This window comes from Streptomyces coelicoflavus (assembly GCF_003112555.1).
GTDB classification, from domain to species: domain Bacteria; phylum Actinomycetota; class Actinomycetes; order Streptomycetales; family Streptomycetaceae; genus Streptomyces; species Streptomyces coelicoflavus.
Map to the genome: position 1 here is coordinate 524494 of NZ_BEWB01000004.1, position 16967 is coordinate 541460.

A 16967-nucleotide genomic window follows, 5' to 3' on the forward strand; every position below is an offset into this window, starting at 1 on the left:
TTGGACCACAGCGACACCCCGGCCCACGGCGCCGGGGCGTAAGCCGTTGTGTCCGCAGTCCAGAACGAACCCCGGAGCACGTCATGCCCCTGATCCACGTGCAGCAGACCCCCGGCAAGACCGCCGAGCAGAAGAGCGAGCTGGTGCGCGCCCTGACCGACGCCTATGTGAACGCCACCGGCAGCAAGCCGGAGAGCGTGTGGGTGACCGTGCAGGAGATCGCCACCGACAGCTGGTCGATCGGCGGGGACACCCTCGCCGCCCGCGCCGCCAGGAGCTGACGGCCCGCAGCCGCCGTTCCCGCCGGGAACCCGTCCCCCTCGTTCCCGCCGGGGACGGCATCCCCCTTCGCAGAGAGTCGCCATGAGAACCGCATCGACACCGGTACCGAGACCCGCGCGGACGTCCTACGGGCTGCTGCTGGCCGTGCTGTGCTCGCTGAACGCCGGTGGTCTGTTCGCCTCCGACATCAACCTGCCGGGCGTGCCCGACACCGCGCAGGCCTTCGGTGCCCAGGTCGCGTCCGTGCAGTGGACGTTCAGCGCGTTCATGATCGGCATTGCCGTCTCGCAGGCGGTCTACGGTCCGATCTCGGACGCGTACGGGCGTAAACCCGTCATCGTCTTCGGGCTCGGCCTGTTCGTCGCCGCCTCCCTGGTCTGCGCGGCGGCCCCCACCATCGAGGTCTTCGGGGCGGGGCGCCTGCTCCAGGCGCTCGGCGCCGGGTCCGGCATGGTGCTCGGACGGGCCGTGATCAGCGACCTGTACGAGGAGAAGGACGCGGCGAGGACCTTCGCCACGGTCATGCCGATCGTGGGTGTCTCCCCGTCCGTCGCGCCGTTGATCGGCGGCTATCTGACCTCGTACGTCTCCTGGCGGGCCCCGTTCGCGGTGACCGCGCTGATCGGGCTGGCGACGCTGGTCGTCATGGTCGCGCGCATCCCGGAGAGCCTGCCGCCGCAGCGGCGCAGCAAGCACCTGGCGGCCACGCTCAAGGGCTACCCCGGCCTGCTGACCCGCCCGCTGTTCTGGGCCTACACCGTCAACCTCGCGGTCGCCTACGGCGGTTACTTCGGCTACCTGGCCGCCTCGCCGCTGGTCTTCCAGAAGATGGGCCTGGCGACCGAGACGACCAGTTACTGCTACATCACCGTCTCGGTCGCCTACGTGGCGGGGAACCTGACCTCGCGCTCCCTGGTCCGCAGGCGTCGCATCGACGAACTGCTGTGGGTCGGTCACGGGTTCTTCCTGGCCGGCGCGCTGCTGATGCTCGGGCTGGGACTGAGCGGTGCGGGCGGGCGGTGGGGCCTGCTGGTGCTGGTCTTCATGCCGGTGATGACCTTCGGCAACGGCTTCCTGCTGCCGCTGTCGATGAGCGCCGGGGTGACGGCCTTCCGTACGACGGCCGGCTCGGCGTCCGGGCTGATGGGCGCGCTGCAACTGCTCGGCGCCTCGCTCGGCATCTACCTGACCAGCAGGCTGCCCGCCGGTGACCTCCTCGCGCTGGGCTGGTTCGTGCTGGCCGCGTCGATGGTGGGCGTCGTCCTGTTCGCCCTCTTCCTGTGGCTCGCGGCCCGGCGACGCGCGACCGGGAGCCCCCGGTCCGACGATGCCGCGACCGTGGTGACCGCCGCGACCGCCGCGACCGACTCGGGCGAGCGTCCCAAGGAGGTTCAGGAGGCCGTCGCCGAGTAAAAGGACCGGACCGGTTCCGTCGCGGCATCGGCGAAATCCTCACCGAACCGCCACCCGAAGAACCCGTCGTGTCGCTGCCCGCCGTGAGCGGCCCTCCCCCGGGAGGTGCCGCTCCGCGGTATGCGAGGATTTCCCTCGCGGCGCCCCCACCCGCCTGTGTTCGGCATATTCCGTAAAGGGGTCGCCGGCCGCAGAGGGGGACACCGTGGAACTGCGTCAGATTCAATACTTCGTCGCGGTCGCCGAAGACCTGCATTTCGGCCGCGCGGCCGAACGCCTGCATATCGGTCAGCCCGCGGTCAGCCAGCAGGTGCGCCGCCTGGAGCGCGAGCTGAGCGCCGAACTCTTCGACCGTTCGGGCCGCACCGTCACCCTCACGCCCGCCGGCCGGGCACTGCTGCCCGAGGGCCGTGAGGTGCTCAGGGCGATGGACTCCTTCGCCGCGACGGCCCGGCGGCTGGCCGCCCAGGGCGACGCCACCTTCCGCGTCGGCATCAGCTCCGCCCTCGGGCAGCGGCTCGACGACTTCCTGGACGCGCTGCCCGACCGGGGCGCCGGGACCCGCTTCGAGTTCCAGACCCTGGACGCCCACACCCGGCTGGAAGAGGTGCGTGCCGGACGCCTCGACGCGGCCTTCGTCCGCGGCCTCGAAAGCGCTCCTGGCCTGCTGCTTCTCAGCCTCTGGCAGGACCCGCTCGTGGTGGCGCTGCCCGCCGCGCACGAGTTGGCCGGCCGGGACCGGCTGCGCCTGGCCGACTTGGCCCGCCTGCCGCTGCGCATCGCCCCCCGCGCCGAGAACCCCGTGCTCTTCGACACGGTGGTCCTCGCCTGCCGCAAGGCGGGTTTCGAGCCCGCCCTCGGCCCGCCCTCGACCGGTCTTCAGGAGACCCTCGCCGAGATCGGCGCGGGGGCGGGCGGCTGGATTCCGATGTACCCGGCGGCGGCCGGCACCGTCTCCTCGCGCCGCGTCGCGGTGCTGCCCCTCGACGGCGAGCCCGTCGCCATTCGCATGTCCCTGGCCCTGCGGGCGGACGCGGATCCCGAACGGCTGAAACTGCTGACCGAAACCAGTGCACGCGTGCATGGGAAGTCCGCGGGTAAAGAGACCTCCGTCTGATTCTTTACCCGGGCATTAAGGTCGCGCTCGCATCGTGGGATAGCGTGTCCCGTGTCGAAGAACTTCCTTCAGTGCAACGCTGGTTGAATATCGAAGTTCTTCGCGGTTTATCAACGGGGTGATGCGGAGCGGGTCCATCGGGACCCCCCGCAACAGAATGAACGGTTTCCCAATTCTTTGTCGGCCCGTGCGGAAAGCCGCGCGGGCCGTCGCCCCGCCTGTTGCATGCGCCATTCATGGAGGGGTAGAAATGGTCATCAATCTTGATGTGACGTTGCGCGACGGCGGCTACCGCAACAACTTCGACTTCCCGCTCGACTACGCACGCCACCACGTCCGGGAGAGCGTCGCGGCCGGCATCGAGTGGATCGAGATCGGCTACCGCAACGGCTCGTTCAAGCCGCGGCCGGGCATCGGCCGGACCGGACTGGGCGCGGACGACTACATACGCGCCCTCGCCGAGGTCGTCCCGCCGGAGCACCTGTGCATGATCGTGCACCCGAAGAACATCACCGAGGACGACCTGCCACGCATGTACGAGGCGGGCGCGCGCATGGTGCGCTTCTGCCTGCCCTCCGGTACGCCCGAGGCCGGACTCGCCCTGCTCGCCCGGGCCGTGGACCTCGGGTTCACCACCACCGTCAACATCACCCGCGTCAGCCAGCTCGACGGCCGCCGCCTGGCCGAACTGGCGGCCATGTCGGGCGACTCGGGCGCCGACGTCGTCTACCTGGCCGACTCCAACGGCAGCATGCTGCCGCGCGAGGTCTCCCGGCTGGTGACCCTGGTCCGTTCGGTGACCGACGCGGCTATCGGCCTGCACGCCCACAACAACCTCGGACTGGCCCTGGCCAACGCCATCGCCGCCGTGGAAGCGGGGGCGACGTGGATCGACTCCTCCGTCCTGGGCATGGGCAAGGGGCCGGGCAACCTCGTCACCGAACAGTGGCTGGCCTACCTCGGCCGGGGCGGGCGCACCGAGGGCCACGACCTGGGCCGGATCCTCGCCCTCGCCCACCGCATGGAGGGCGAGTTCGCGGAAGCCGCACCCTCCCTGCCCCTGCCCGACCTGGTCCTGGGCCACTTCGACCTGTCCGTCGAGGAGCGCGCCAAGCTCCCCCAGGGCCGTATCTCGGACGCCTTCTCGGCGGCCCGCGAACTCACCGCCACCGGCGCCCGGTGACCCGGCCCGGTCCACCGTCCGAGCCCACGCACGACACGGCGCCGGTCCCGGCCCACGCCGTGCTGGGTCCGGCCGGCGCCCCGCGCCACGCGATCGTCCTCGCCCCCGTCCTCGCTCGGTGGGACCACGGCGCGTTCTTCCGGCGGATCGCCGGCCCGTTCCTCGACTCGGGCCACCGGGTCACGATCTACGACACCCTGTCCCTGCTGCGCGACGGCGACGACCTGGGGAGCCTCGTGCACCGCTGGGTCCGGTACCTCGCACCGCGGGAGGACCCGGGCCCGGCGTCCGGCGTGCACGGTCCGTCGGGGCACGCGCCCCCGGACGTCCTCGTCGGCAACGCCCTGGGCGGCGCCGTCGTCCAGGGCATGCTCGGCGAGGAGTGGACCCACCGGGCCAAGGTGCTGCTGCTCTCCGGACCCACGGTCGCCGACCACCGGCTGAACACCACACTCGAACGCATCGCCGCGACGGCCGACGCCGAGGGCCTGCCGGCGGCCACCCGCCTGCTGGAGGACGTGGTGCGCGGACCCGACGGACCGGCCGCCGCCGCTCACCAGCGGCCCGCCGCGCCGGACGCCCCCGCCCACACCCCCGCGCCGGACGCCCCCGCCCACACCCCCGCGCCGGACGCCCCCGCCCGCACCCCCGCGGCCGACGAACCGGCGGCGGCCCGCCGGCTGGCCGCCGGACTGCGCCTGCTGCACGACGCCGACGCCCGGCTCCCCGTACGGGACTTCCCCGGGCCGCTGCGGCACGTGTACGGCGAACGGTCCCGGCTCGTCGGGCGCGAACACCTGGCGACGGGACCGCTGCCGCACCACCGCCTCGTCGCCGTACCGCGGGCCGGGATGCGCCCGCACGCCGACCGGCCGGACCTCGTCCGGCACACCCTCACCCGCTTCCTGGGAGCTGAACTCACATGAACCGCAAGACCGTCGCCGTCCTCCCCGGCGACGGAATCGGACCGGAGGTGCTGGACGCCGCGTTGCCGGTGATCGACGCCCTCGACCTCCCCCTCGACCTCGAATTCGGCGACATCGGCTGGGAGTGCTGGCGCGCCGAGGGCACCCCCGTCCCGGACCGCACCTGGGACCTGATCGACCGCAGCGACGCCGTACTGCTCGGCGCCACCACCACCAAACCGCGCGGCGAGGCACTGGCGGAACTCGCCCCCGAACTGCGCGCGAGCGCCCCGCGGTACGTCTCACCGATCATCCAGCTCCGCCGCCGCCTGGACCTGTTCGCCAACCTGCGCCCGGTGGAGAACTACCTCGGCGGCACCACCCCGTACCGCTACTGCGTGGTGCGGGAGAACACCGAGGGCCTGTACGCGGGCCTGGACTTCAGCCCCGTGCCGGACGCGCTGTGGCCGCTGGTCGCCGACCACCCCAACGTCCGCCGCTCCACCCGCACCGGGGCGGCCGCCTCCGTGCGCCTCCAGACCGCGCACGGCCTGGACCGCATCCTGCGCTTCGCCTTCGAGACCGCCCGGACCCACGGCTACGGGCGGGTCACCCTCGCCGACAAGCCCAACGTCCTGCGCGACTCCAGCGCGTACGTCCTGAACCGCCTCGAAGACATCGCCGGCGACTACCCGGAGATCCCGTACGAGGTGCTCAACGTGGACGCGGTCGCCCTGTGGATGACCCGGCGCCCGGAGCGGTTCGGCGTGATCGTCGCCGAGAACATGTTCGGCGACATCCTCTCCGACCTCGGCGGCGGCGTCATGGGCGGACTCGGCCTGGCGCCCAGCGCCAACATCGGCGAGAACGGCAACTACTTCGAACCGGTGCACGGCAGCGCCCCCGCCCTGGCGGGCCGGCAGCGCGCCAACCCCACGGCCGCGTTCCTCACCGTCGGACTGATGCTCGACCACCTCGGGTTCACCGAGGAGGCGGGCGCGGTCAAGGACGCCGTACGGCACGTCACCCGCCGGCGCGACCGGGTCACCTACGACCTGGGCGGCTCGGCCACCACCGCCGAGGCGGCCGAGGCGGTCGTCGACGCCTGCCGCGCGCTCCCGCACGCCCCGACCGCCGCCGTCGTCACCGTCGGCGACGAACTCCTGCGCGGCGACCTGGAGGACTCCAACGCGGGCCACGCCTCCCGCCTGCTGGCCGAACGCGGCATCCCGGTCCGCGCCCGGCACACCGTGGGCGACGACGAGGCCGGCATCGCCGACGCGGTCCGCTCCTGCCTGGGCCGGGACGACGTCGTCGTGGTCATGGGCGGACTCGGCCCCACCTCCGACGACGTGACCCGCGCCGCCGTGGCCCGGGCGCTCGGCCGGCCGCTGGAACACCGGGAGGACGCCTGGCAGTCCGTCGTGGCCCGCCTCACCCGCTTCGGCGTCGCCGTCCACGACGACAACCGCCGCCAGGCGCTGTTCGCCGAGGACGCCGAACTGCTGCCCAACCCCAACGGCACCGCCTGGGGCTGCCGCGCCGAGACGCAGGGCAGCACCGTCCTCATGCTCCCCGGCCCGCCGCGCGAATGCCTGCCCATGCTGGAGGAGTCGCTGCGCGACGGCCTGCCCCACATCCCCCGCCCGCCCGAGACCACCACCCTCTTCCGCCGCACCCTCGGCGTCATCGAGGCGGACGCGGCCGCCCTGGTCGACGCCCTGGTCAAGGAGTACGGCGGCCCGGCCAGGACCGCCTACCGCTGGCACTACCCCTACGTCGACATCCGCGTCACCTGCCCGCCCGAGGACGCCGCGGACCTCGCGCGGCGCCTCGACGCCACGCTGGCCCGCCACGTCGTCACCGACCGAGATCGCACCGCCGTCCAGGAACTGGCGGCCGTGCTGGACGAGCACGACGTCGTCCTGGACGTGGACGACCGGCTGACCGGGGGCCTCTTCGCCGCCGAACTGGCCCGCGCCCGCGCCACCGGCGACGGCTCGCGCTCCCTGCGGGTCACCCTGTCCGGCCGGTGGGACGGCGGGGACCGGACGACCTACACCGGCACCGTCGCCCTGGACTGCACGGTGCGCGACGGGACGGACGAGCGGACGGACACCCTGACCGTCCCCAACCGGGGCGCCGAAGTCACCGCCTGCGCCGCCCAGTACGCCGCCTGGACCCTCACCCGGCACCTCACCGGCCACCCCCACCCGAAGGACCCAGCATGACCACCGCCACCGCACCTTCCGGCGACACCGGCGAGCTGCGCCGGAGGCTGGCGCGGCTGGACACCGCCGCCCTCTCCGACGCCATGGACAGCCTGCGCACCCCGCCGTGCGTCCTGCCGGGCATCCGCCCGCGCACTCCGGGCACCCTCGCCTGCGGCCCGGCCTTCACCGTCCGCTACCGCCCGCTGGACCCCGACGCCCGGGGCTTTCGCAACGCGGCCGACTACATCGACGAGGTACCGGCCGGCTCCGTCGTCGTCGTCGACAACGGCGGCAGCCTCACCTGCACCAACTGGGGCTCCCTGCTCAGCTCCGTCGCCCTGCACCGCGGCGTCTCGGGCACCGTCGTCCACGGCTCCGTGCGCGACGTGGCGGAGAGCCGCGCCGCCGGCTACCCCCTGTTCAGCACCGGCGTCACCATGGTCAGCGGCAAGAACCGGGTGGTCCTGGACCGGACGGGCGTGAGCGTGGACGTGGCGGGCACCACGGTCGACCCCGGGGACTGGATCGTCGCCGACGACAACGGCGCGCTGCGCGTGCCCGCCGCGCTGGCCGGAGAAGTCCTGCGCCGTGCCGAGGCGGTCGACCGCACCGAGGCGCGCATCCGCGCCGCCGTGCTCGACGGCGACCGGCTCGACGGGGCCCGCGCCCGCTTCGGCTACGCGCGCCCGTGGGAGGACGGGGGCCGCCATGACGGCCGCTGACGGCGGGGCGCGGACCGCCCGCTTCATCGACGTCCACTACCACTGCGGCCCCGACGCGTACGTGCGGCGCCACACCGCGACCACCGCGGCCGCGCGCTACGCCGAGCACGGCGGCTGGGTGGTGCTCAAGAACCACCTGGGATCCACCGCCGCCCAGGCATGGGAGGCCCGGCAGCAGGGCCTGCCGGTCTCGGGTTCGATCGTCCTCAACGACCTGGCCGGCGGCTTCGACCCCAGGGCGGTGGAACAGGCCGTCGTCCAGCACGGCGAGGACAGCGGCCTGCGGCTGATCGTCCACCTGCCCACCGTCACCGGCCGGGCGCACCGCAGCCGCCTGGCCCGCACCCCCTCCCACCCCCTGCTCGCCGGCGGCCAGCGTCCGCTCACCGTCACCGACGACAGCGGCACGCTCCGCCCCGACGTCCGTGAACTCCTGCGCGCCGCCCGGGACCTCCCCGTGGTCGTCTCCACCGGACACGCCGACGGCCACGAGGTGCGACTGCTGATCGAGGAGGCCGTACGGCTCGACCTGCCCCGCCTGATGCTCAACCAGCCCGCCAACCCCATGACCGGGCTGACCTGCAAGGACCTCGCCGATCTCGTCGGCGCGGAACAGGTCTTCACCGAACAGACCGCCCTGACCCACCTCCTCGGCTACCAGCCCTGGAGCGATCTCGCCGACGTCCTGACCCTGCTGCCGAGGGTCGTCTACAGCTCCGACCTGGGCCAGCCGTCCCAGCCGGACATCACCCCCTGGCTGACCCGGAGCGCCGAGTGGTTCGACCGGGCCGGCCTGACCCCGCGACGCGTCGAGGAGGTCACCCGGGACACGCCCCTGGCGATGCTCTCGCTGTGAGTCAGGACGAATCCGAGGAGGGCGCCGACGCGATCGACCTGATCGCGTCGGGCCCCACCCGGCAGCACCCCCCGACCAGCCGGGCCCCGGCCGCCCGCCACTCCCGCACCAGCCGGGGCGCGAACAGCGAACGCCCCCGCCAGGCCCGCGCCCGCGCGTCCCAGACCTCCCCGCTGTTGGGGTAGGCGACGACCGGCTTCCCGGTGACCCGGGCGGCGGTCCGGACCGCGCCGGACACGTCCCCGGGAGCACAGCAGTTGACGCCGACCGCGACCACCTCCTCCGCCTCGGCGGCCAGGCCGAAGGCCTCCTCCAGCGGCTGGCCCGCCCGGGTACGGTCCCCGTCGACGGTGTACGACAGCCAGGCGGGCACGCCCAGACCGCGCACCGCCCGCAGCAGCGCCACCGCCTCGACGGTGTCCGGGACCGTCTCCAGCGCGAGGACGTCCGGCCGTGCGGCGGCCAGGACCTCCAGACGGGGCCGGTGGAAGCGCTCCAGCTCGCCCACGTCGAGGCCGTACCGACCCCGGTACTCGGAACCGTCCGCGAGCATCGCCCCGTACGGGCCCGCCGACGCAGCCACCCACAGTCGGCGGCCCGCTCCGCCCGCCGGGCCCACCCGCGCCCGGCGGGCCGCCTCCCGGGCCGACTCCACACTGAGCGCCAGCAGTTCGGCCGCCCGCTGCCCGCCGATGCCGCGCCGGGCGAAGCCCTCGAAGGTGGCCTGGTAGCTGGACGTGATCACCACGTCGGCGCCCGCCTCGAAGTAGGCGAGATGGGCCCGCGTGATCGCCTCCGGGTCGTCGGCGAGCAGCCGCGCCGACCACAGCGCGTCGCCGAGGTCGTGCCCGGCCGCCTCCAGTTGGTTGGACAGCCCGCCGTCGAGCACGAGCGGGCCCGAGGCGAGGGCGTCGGCGAAGTCGCTGGTCATGGCACGAGGCTACGACGAGCCCACCCGGGTTCCGGGCCCTTGTCCCCCGTGCGAGCTACACACAGGTGTCCACCGTGAGGTGACGATCTCCGGCCGCCGGATCCGTAGCGTCCATGGCAGCCCGCGGCACTCGAGTCACGGGCCCTACCAAGGAGTTCCCGTGAGATTCGTGTGGCAGTTCCTGGCCGTGCTGGCGGCGTACGCCCTCGGCGGCATCGCCGTCCAGGCGGTGAAGGACAACGACTGGCTCACGCTGGTGGTCGGTCTCACGTCGGCCGCGCTGGTGGTGTTCGTGTACGCCTGGGTGGTGCGGCGGACCGAGCGCCGGCAGGCCCTGGACGTGGCCCGGGAGGGCGCCGCGGCCAAGACCGGCTGGGGAGCACTGATCGGCTTCGGACTGTTCGGGGCCGTCATCACGAACCTCTTCGCCTCCGGGTACTACGAGGTCGACGGACTCGGTTCGGTGCAGGGCGCGATCGGGCTCGTCGGGTTCATGGCCGCCGCCGCCGCGACCGAGGAGGTCGTGTTCCGCGGGGTCCTGTTCCGGATTATCGAGGAGCACATCGGCACGTACCTCTCGCTGGGCCTGACCGGCATCGTGTTCGGCCTCATGCACCTGCTCAACGAGGACGCCACCCTGTGGGGCGCCCTGGCCATCGCCGTCGAGGCCGGCTTCATGCTCGCCGCCGCCTACGCCGCCACCCGCAACCTCTGGCTGGTGATCGGCGTGCACTTCGGCTGGAACTTCGCCGCGGGCGGCGTCTTCAGCACCGTGGTCTCCGGCAACGGCGACAGCGAGGGCCTGCTCGACGCCACGGTGTCGGGCCCGAAGCTGCTCACCGGCGGGGACTTCGGCCCGGAGGGCAGCGTGTACTCGGTGGGCTTCGGGGTGCTGCTCACCCTGGTCTTCCTGTGGCTGGCGCACCGGCGCGGGAACATCGTGGCGTTCGGCTCGCGACGGCGTGCCGCGGGCGTCGACTCCGCCGCTACACTGCCCCGGTGATCGATCGCCGAGGGATCGTGGAGCGGTGGCACCGGCTCGACGTCACGGTCCGGGACCTCCCGCTCGGGATGCTGCTGCTCCTCGCGTCGCTGGTGCCCTCGCTCCAGGGACAGGGCACGGAGATCGGCGGCCTGCCGACCCGCCCCGCCGACGCGCTGGCCGGGGTGGCGGCCGTCCTCCAGTCCATCCCCCTGGCCGTGCGGCGCCGGTGGACACTCGTCTGCCTCGCCCTGGTCTCGGTCGGCTTCGCCCTCGACCAACTCCGCGGCTACCACCTGTTCGCGGGCGCCGCGCTCCCCATCGTGCTGATCAACGCCGGCTCCCACCAGGAGAAGTACCGGCGTGCCACGCAGATCGCCGGCACCCTGGCCTACGTGGCCATGGCCGTCGGGCTGAACGCGCGCGGCGGCGACGAGACGCTGGTCGAGTACGTGACCTTCTACCTGATCCTCGCCCTGGCATGGGGCATCGGCGCGTGGATGCGCTCCGCGCGCGCCGCGGAGGACGAACGCCGCAGGCGGGTCGCCGAGGACGCCCGCACCGCCGAACGCACCCGCATCGCCCGCGAGTTGCACGACGTCGTGACCCACCACGTCACGGCGATGGTCGTCCAGTCCGAGGCGGCCCGCTACCTGACCGCCGCACCCGACCGGCTCGACGAGACGCTGGCCGCCGTCAGCGACACCGGCCGCCGCGCCATCACCGACCTGCGGCACCTGCTCGACCTCCTCAACCCCGACCACGGCACCGCCGAGCCCAGGACGCCACCCGTCGGCCGGGTGCTCACCCTGGTCGAGCAGACGCGCCGGGCCGGGCAGCCGGTCGAGTTCACCGAGGAGGGCACCCCGGCGGCGGCCACCGGCAGCTCCGACCTCGTGGCCTACCGCGTCGTGCAGGAGGCCCTGACCAACGCCCTCAAGTACGACCACGGCGCCCAGACCTCCGTCCTGGTGCGCCACGGAGAAAGAGAGATCACGGTGGAAGTGGGCACGGACGGCTCCGGCACGGGGGCCGCGTCCCCCGGCGGCAGCGGGCGGGGCCTGGCCGGCCTGCGGGAACGCGTCGACGTACTGGGCGGCGAGTTCAGCACGGACCGTCCGGGAGGCGGCGGATTCGTCGTCCGGGCCCGGATACCCGGGGGGAGCACGGCATGAGCGCGCCGGTCCGGGTCGTGATCTGCGACGACCAGGCACTGATCCGCACCGGCCTGGCGACGATCGTCGACGCCCAGCCCGACCTGGAGGTGGTCGGAGAGTGCGGGGACGGGCAGGCCGGGGTCGACCTGGCACGCGAACTGCGCCCGGACGTCGTGGTGATGGACATCCGCATGCCGGTCCTCGACGGCCTCGAAGCGACCCGGCTGCTGGCCGGCGCCGGGGTGCAGCACCCCGTCAAGGTGCTCGTGGTCACGACGTTCAACCTCGACGAGTACGTCTACGAGGCGCTGCGCGCGGGCGCGAGCGGCTTCCTGCTCAAGGACGCGCCCCCGGACCGGCTGCTGCACGGCATCCGCACCGTGGCCATGGGCGCCGCGCTCCTCGACCCCGACGTGACACGCCGCCTCGTGGGCCGCTACGCCGCCCGGATCCGGCCCGCCGAGGGCAGCACCACCCGCGACCTCCCGCTCACCCCGCGGGAGACGGAGGTCCTGCGCCTGATCGCGGACGGGCTCTCCAACAGCGAGATCGCCGCGACCCTCGTGATCAGCCCCGAGACCGTCAAGACCTTCGTCTCCCGCATCCTCACCAAGCTCGACCTGCGCGACCGCGTCCAGGCGGTCGTCTTCGCCTACCGGCACGGGCTGGTGACCTGAGCCGTCGCACGGGAGCCGCCGCACCCCCCCCCGACGGCAGTCCGGCGCCGGATGCGAACAGCCCGGCGCGCTCCGCCAACCGCGGGCCGCGGGCCATCGTGGCCCGCGGCGGGCGCGGTCGGACAGCGTGTTGTGAGCCATCGGCCGCGGACGGGGGCGGGGCCGTTCGAGAAGGGGCCGGAACACTTCGGCCGGCGCCGAAACAACCGGCCCATAGCGTGCGGGACATGAACCACACGCCAACCGCCACGACCTCCCGCACGCCCGCCGCCGCGGTCACCGGCATGGTCGACCACGTCCTCGCCCTGGCCGCCACCTGGACCCGCTGGGACGGCCGGCCCGCGCACGCCGACGGGCGCGTCCACACCCCGCACAAGGCGATCCGCCGGGTGGCCGACCACATGATCGACCACCTCGCGGAACTGGAGGCCCGGCTGGCGGGGGAGGAGACGCAGCCCGACCACTGGCACGCCTCCGCGGTCACCACGGACGCCGACCGCGCCCGCTTCACCGGCGAGGACCTCGACGAGGCCCGCAGCCGCCTCACCCGGCTCGCCCGGATCTGGGCCAACCGCCTCGACGCGCTCACCGACGAGCAGCTCGACCACTCGCCCGGCGAGGGCTGGAGCTTCCGCGAACTCGCCCTCCACCTGGCGGAGTCCGTGTACTACGCCGACGCGGTGGGTGACCTGTCGTGACCGCGTTCGCCCAGCTCCACCGCCCCGGCGAGCCGTTGCTCCTCCCGTGCGCCTGGGACCACGCCTCCGCGCTCGCCCTCGCCGGGCACGGCTTCTGCGCCGTCGGCACGACCAGCCTCGGCGTCGCGGCGGCGGCCGGGCTGCCCGACGGGGCGGCGGCCACCCGCGACGAGACCCTGCGGCTGGCCCTCACCCTCGGCTCGGCCCCCCTCCTGCTCTCCGTCGACGCGGAGGACGGGTTCAGCGAAGACCCCGACGAGGTGGGGGAGCTGGCGCGGCAGCTGGCCGCGGTCGGCGCCGTCGGCATCAACCTGGAGGACACCCTCGGGCCCGCCGCCCGGCACGCCGCGAAGATCACCGCGGTCCGCCGGGCCGCCCCCGGCCTGTTCGTCAACGCCCGTACGGACACGTACTGGTCGGGCGACGGCGACTGGTCCGAGACCCTGCGGCGCCTGGACGCCTACCGTGAGGCCGGAGCCGACGGCGTCTTCGTCCCCGGCCTCACCGACCCCGCCCGCATCGCGTCCCTCACCGCCCGCTTCGACGTCCCCCTCAACATCCTGTACACACCCGCCGGCCCCTCCCTCGCGCACCTCGCCGACCTCGGCGTGGCCCGCGTCAGCCTCGGCTCGCTGCTCTACCGGCGGGCACTGGGCGCCGCCCTGGAGACGGCCGCCGGCCTCCGGGCGGGCCGGGATCCGGGCGGTCCGGCGCCGACGTACGACGAGGTGCGGGCGCTGACCGGCTAACCGGCGGCCCCCACACACTCCCCGTCCCGGTCCGCCCGCGGCCAGTTCTCCAGCGCCACGTGCAGGGCGTCGACCGCCTTGTCCCAGGACGCCCGCACGTCGCGCGGGGCGCCGAAGCCCCCGGAGGCCTCCAGCGCGCAGTAACCGTGGAAGGTGGAGCGCAGCAGGCGTACGGCATCGGTGAGGTCGGGTTCGGTCAGGCCGTAGGCGCGCAGCATGCCGTAGGTGATCTCGGCGGTGCGGCGCAGGGCGGGGGAGTCGGCCACCAGGGCCTGGTCGACGCGGATCTGGGTGGCGGCGTAGCGGCCGGGGTGGCGCAGGGCGTACGCCCGGTAGGCGCCGGCGAAGGCGGCCAGCGCCTCCTTCCCGGCCCGGCCGGCCACCGCCTGCGCGATCTCCTCGATCAGCTCCCCGCCGGCCAGCAGCGCGACCCGGACCCGCAGGTCCTGGAGGTTCCTGACGTGCGTGTACAGGCTGGCGTCGCGCACTCCGAAGCGCCGGGCCAGGGCGGAGACGGTGACCGCTTCGAACCCGGTCTCGTCGGCCAGGTCGGCTGCCGCGGCGACGACGCGGTCCGTGGTAAGACCCACTCGGGGCATGGGCCACCTTCCTGCAACCTGGGATTCCTAGGTTTCATGCTAGGTCAGGGCGGGCGGCAGTCGCGGCTCACCCGTACGTCGTTCAACGTTCACCTTCCGCGCCGATTCTCCTCGGAGCCGCGCACGGCGGCGGTAATCAGGAGGAACACGCATGGGGCACGGACACGGACACGGACACGCGCACGGCCACCACCACGGACACCCGCACGGCCACGAGCACGACGCCCCGTCGGCCCTGCCCGCCGCCTTCGACACCAGCGTCCCCGACGAGGCACTGAGTCCCGAACAGCAGTCCCGCCGCGGGCTGCTCCGTCGCGCGGGGCTGCTCGGCGCCGGACTGGCCGCCGGATCCGTCCTCGCCCAGACCGCCACCGCCGCCCCGGCGCGGGCCGCGGGCAACGGCCGCCGCGGCAAGGGTTTCCTCTGGCTGGCCGGCGACCACCACATCCACACCCAGTACAGCAGCGACGGCAAGTACCGCGTCGTCGACCAGGTCCGCCAGGGCGCCCGGCACGGCATGGACTGGCTGGTCATCACCGACCACGGCAGCGCCACCCACGCGAAGATCGGCGTGGAGAAGGTCAACCCGGACATCCGCGAGGCCCGCGACGCCCACGAGGACACCCTCGTCTTCCAGGGCCTGGAGTGGAACATCCCGGCCGCCGAGCACGGCACCGTCTTCGTCCACCCCGGCAAGCACGAGGTCTCCGTCCTCAAGCAGTTCGAGACCGACTACGACGGCGGCGTCAAGGGCGCGGGCGACTCCACCCCCGCCAACGAGGCCCTCGCCATCGCCGGACTCTCCTTCCTCGCCGACCAGGTCAAGCGGCGCAAGGTCAAGGACGCCCTGATGCTCGCCAACCACCCGGCGCGCAAGGGCATCGACTCCCCGCACGAGATCCGCGCCTGGCGCGACGCCACCTCCCGCGGCCACCAGATCGCCGTCGGCTTCGAGGGCGCCCCGGGCCACCAGGCGGGCGGCCTGCCGAAGCCGCTGGGCCCGGGCGGCGCCCGCGGCATCTACGACGGCAGCCCGGGCGCCAACTCCTTCGCCGGCTACCCGCTGGAGAGCTACCGCACCTGGGGCGGCTTCGACTGGATGACCGCCACCGTCGGCGGCCTGTGGGACAGCCTCATCGCCGAGGGCCGCCCCTGGTGGATCACCGCCAACTCCGACTCCCACCAGGTCTACGCCGACACCGGAGCCCGCGGCGGCGGCGACTTCAACGCCAACGGCCGCTACGACGACCCGGTCTACGCCGGGCAGATCGACATCACCCAGAACGACTTCTGGCCCGGCCAGTACAGCCGCACCCACGTCGGCTCCGACGGCTTCTCCTACGCCGCCGTCATGGACGGCATCCGCGCCGGCCGCGTCTGGGTCGACCACGGGCAGCTCATCAGCGGCCTCGACGTCCGCGTCTCCGGCGGCGGCCGCTGGGCCACGCTCGGCGGCGCCCTGCACGTCCGCAGGGGCACCCGGGTCACCCTGTCCGTCGACGTCGCCCTGGCCGGCGGCCCCAACTGGGCGGGATTCGTACCCAAGCTGGCCCGCGTGGACGTCATCCAGGGCGACGTGACCGGACCGGCCGCCGACAAGGACACCTTCACCGCGCCGTCCGCGCGGGTCGTCAAGTCGTACGAGGTCAACAAGGACAGCGGCACCGTCCGCCTCACCTACGACCTCGGCCGCGTCGACCGCCCCGTCTACGTCCGCACCCGCGGCACCGACGGCAACCGGTCCGCCGTCGGCGCGCTGGGCGCCAAGGTCGACCCGGCGGGCCCCGCCATCGACGTCGTCGGCGACGCCGACCCGTGGCGCGACCTGTGGTTCTACTCCAACCCGGTGTGGGTCCTCCCGTCGTGACACCCGCCGCCTCCGTGCCGTACGTCCTCGGCCTCGACACGGGCACGACGACCCTGCGCGAGGCCGACCACCTGCTCCGGGCGCTCGCCGCCGAACTCGCTCTTCCGGAGGGCGTCTTCGGCTGCACACACCTGGTGCGGGACGGTCGTCCGCGCGTCTCCCTGTCCCTTGCCGCCGAGGCGGAGCCGGTCCTGCGCACCGTCCGGGACCGGCTCACCGAGCAGGGCTACGAGGTGAGTGAGGGCGCTCCCGACGAAACCGGCCGTGCCGTCCTCTTCCCGGGTGCCGACGTCCTCACCGGCACGCTCACGCTCGCCGAACTGCTGGCACGCTCCGCGATCGACCGGGTGACGGTGCTGGGCACGCCGGGCGAACCGGCCCCGGAAACCCGGCTGGTGACCCGGGAGCACGTCCGGCCGCACTGGCAGGACGGCCGCCTCGTCCTGGCCGCCATGCCCGCCACGGGCGGCATTCTCGTGCCCTTCGAGGACCCAAACCCGACACCGTGCTGCGCGGACCACTGACAGGGTCCGGGACCGCGGTGCGCGGACCGACGACAGGTCCGTAACCGCCGTGCGCGGACCACCGACGGCTCCGTAAGGTGGCCGCGGACCTG

General features: G+C 73.7%; 17 protein-coding genes. 15 read left to right on the forward strand and 2 right to left on the reverse strand.

The annotated features are described in order from the left end of the window. The first annotated feature begins 83 nt into the window (after positions 1 to 83). The 8 genes from Sco07f_RS10670 to Sco07f_RS10705 all read left to right on the forward strand — a co-directional run bounded on the left by Sco07f_RS10670 (position 84) and on the right by Sco07f_RS10705 (position 8691). Entirely contained in the window at positions 84 to 281 is a 198-nt protein-coding gene (locus Sco07f_RS10670; protein ID WP_007387912.1) for a tautomerase family protein, read from the forward strand. A gap of 82 nt (positions 282 to 363) precedes the next feature. Next, positions 364 to 1695: a multidrug effflux MFS transporter gene (locus tag Sco07f_RS10675; RefSeq protein ID WP_108987677.1), complete on the forward strand. Its 1332-nt coding sequence runs from the start codon at positions 364 to 366 to the stop codon at positions 1693 to 1695. 205 nt (positions 1696 to 1900) lie between these two features. Then, positions 1901 to 2812 (forward strand): LysR family transcriptional regulator, encoded by a 912-nt coding sequence (locus Sco07f_RS10680; protein ID WP_007387914.1) that lies wholly within the window; start codon positions 1901 to 1903, stop codon positions 2810 to 2812. 250 nt (positions 2813 to 3062) lie between these two features. Further along, positions 3063 to 3995, forward strand: coding sequence for a hydroxymethylglutaryl-CoA lyase-like TIM-barrel protein (locus tag Sco07f_RS10685; protein WP_159106942.1), 933 nt, complete (start codon positions 3063 to 3065; stop codon positions 3993 to 3995). Continuing rightward, the gene (locus Sco07f_RS10690; protein ID WP_108987679.1) at positions 3992 to 4921 is read left to right on the forward strand and encodes a hypothetical protein; all 930 of its coding nucleotides are present in this window, start codon (positions 3992 to 3994) and stop codon (positions 4919 to 4921) included. Before Sco07f_RS10685 ends, Sco07f_RS10690 begins: the two co-directional genes overlap by 4 nt. Next, positions 4918 to 7131 (forward strand): isocitrate/isopropylmalate family dehydrogenase, encoded by a 2214-nt coding sequence (locus tag Sco07f_RS10695; protein WP_108987680.1) that lies wholly within the window; start codon positions 4918 to 4920, stop codon positions 7129 to 7131. Before Sco07f_RS10690 ends, Sco07f_RS10695 begins: the two co-directional genes overlap by 4 nt. After that, on the forward strand, positions 7128 to 7835 hold the full coding sequence (locus Sco07f_RS10700) for an RraA family protein (protein ID WP_108987681.1): 708 nt from the start codon (positions 7128 to 7130) through the stop codon (positions 7833 to 7835). The genes Sco07f_RS10695 and Sco07f_RS10700 overlap by 4 nt, the downstream gene beginning before the upstream one ends. Then, positions 7822 to 8691, forward strand: a complete 870-nt coding sequence (locus tag Sco07f_RS10705) for a DUF6282 family protein (protein WP_108987682.1) — start codon at positions 7822 to 7824, stop codon at positions 8689 to 8691. Before Sco07f_RS10700 ends, Sco07f_RS10705 begins: the two co-directional genes overlap by 14 nt. Before the next feature lies 1 nt (position 8692). Here Sco07f_RS10705 and mmuM read toward each other — a convergent pair whose 3' ends face one another. Next, a complete protein-coding gene (mmuM, locus tag Sco07f_RS10710; RefSeq protein ID WP_108987683.1) occupies positions 8693 to 9622 on the reverse strand; it encodes a homocysteine S-methyltransferase in 930 nt (309 codons plus the stop codon). Between the two features lie 160 nt (positions 9623 to 9782). Between mmuM and Sco07f_RS10715 the strand changes: the two genes are divergently transcribed. The 5 genes from Sco07f_RS10715 (at position 9783) to Sco07f_RS10735 (ending at position 13885) form a co-directional block, all read left to right on the forward strand. Further along, positions 9783 to 10625 (forward strand): CPBP family intramembrane glutamic endopeptidase, encoded by an 843-nt coding sequence (locus tag Sco07f_RS10715; RefSeq protein ID WP_007445399.1) that lies wholly within the window; start codon positions 9783 to 9785, stop codon positions 10623 to 10625. Further along, positions 10622 to 11779, forward strand: a complete 1158-nt coding sequence (locus tag Sco07f_RS10720; protein WP_042825470.1) for a sensor histidine kinase — start codon at positions 10622 to 10624, stop codon at positions 11777 to 11779. Before Sco07f_RS10715 ends, Sco07f_RS10720 begins: the two co-directional genes overlap by 4 nt. Then, positions 11776 to 12438, forward strand: a complete 663-nt coding sequence (locus Sco07f_RS10725) for a response regulator (protein ID WP_108987684.1) — start codon at positions 11776 to 11778, stop codon at positions 12436 to 12438. Before Sco07f_RS10720 ends, Sco07f_RS10725 begins: the two co-directional genes overlap by 4 nt. 227 nt (positions 12439 to 12665) lie before the next feature. After that, the gene (locus tag Sco07f_RS10730; protein WP_164143489.1) at positions 12666 to 13136 is read left to right on the forward strand and encodes a hypothetical protein; all 471 of its coding nucleotides are present in this window, start codon (positions 12666 to 12668) and stop codon (positions 13134 to 13136) included. Further along, on the forward strand, positions 13133 to 13885 hold the full coding sequence (locus tag Sco07f_RS10735; protein ID WP_087789105.1) for an isocitrate lyase/PEP mutase family protein: 753 nt from the start codon (positions 13133 to 13135) through the stop codon (positions 13883 to 13885). Before Sco07f_RS10730 ends, Sco07f_RS10735 begins: the two co-directional genes overlap by 4 nt. Here the strand turns inward: Sco07f_RS10735 and Sco07f_RS10740 are convergent. Then, the gene (locus Sco07f_RS10740; RefSeq protein WP_087789104.1) at positions 13882 to 14484 is read right to left on the reverse strand and encodes a TetR-like C-terminal domain-containing protein; all 603 of its coding nucleotides are present in this window, start codon (positions 14482 to 14484) and stop codon (positions 13882 to 13884) included. The genes Sco07f_RS10735 and Sco07f_RS10740 overlap by 4 nt on opposite strands. Positions 14485 to 14635: 151 nt before the next feature. Between Sco07f_RS10740 and Sco07f_RS10745 the strand changes: the two genes are divergently transcribed. Both Sco07f_RS10745 and Sco07f_RS10750 read left to right on the forward strand, forming a co-directional pair. After that, the gene (locus Sco07f_RS10745; protein WP_108987685.1) at positions 14636 to 16351 is read left to right on the forward strand and encodes a PHP domain-containing protein; all 1716 of its coding nucleotides are present in this window, start codon (positions 14636 to 14638) and stop codon (positions 16349 to 16351) included. Then, a complete protein-coding gene (locus Sco07f_RS10750; RefSeq protein ID WP_108987686.1) occupies positions 16348 to 16875 on the forward strand; it encodes a hypothetical protein in 528 nt (175 codons plus the stop codon). The genes Sco07f_RS10745 and Sco07f_RS10750 overlap by 4 nt, the downstream gene beginning before the upstream one ends. The last annotated feature ends 92 nt before the right edge of the window (positions 16876 to 16967 follow it).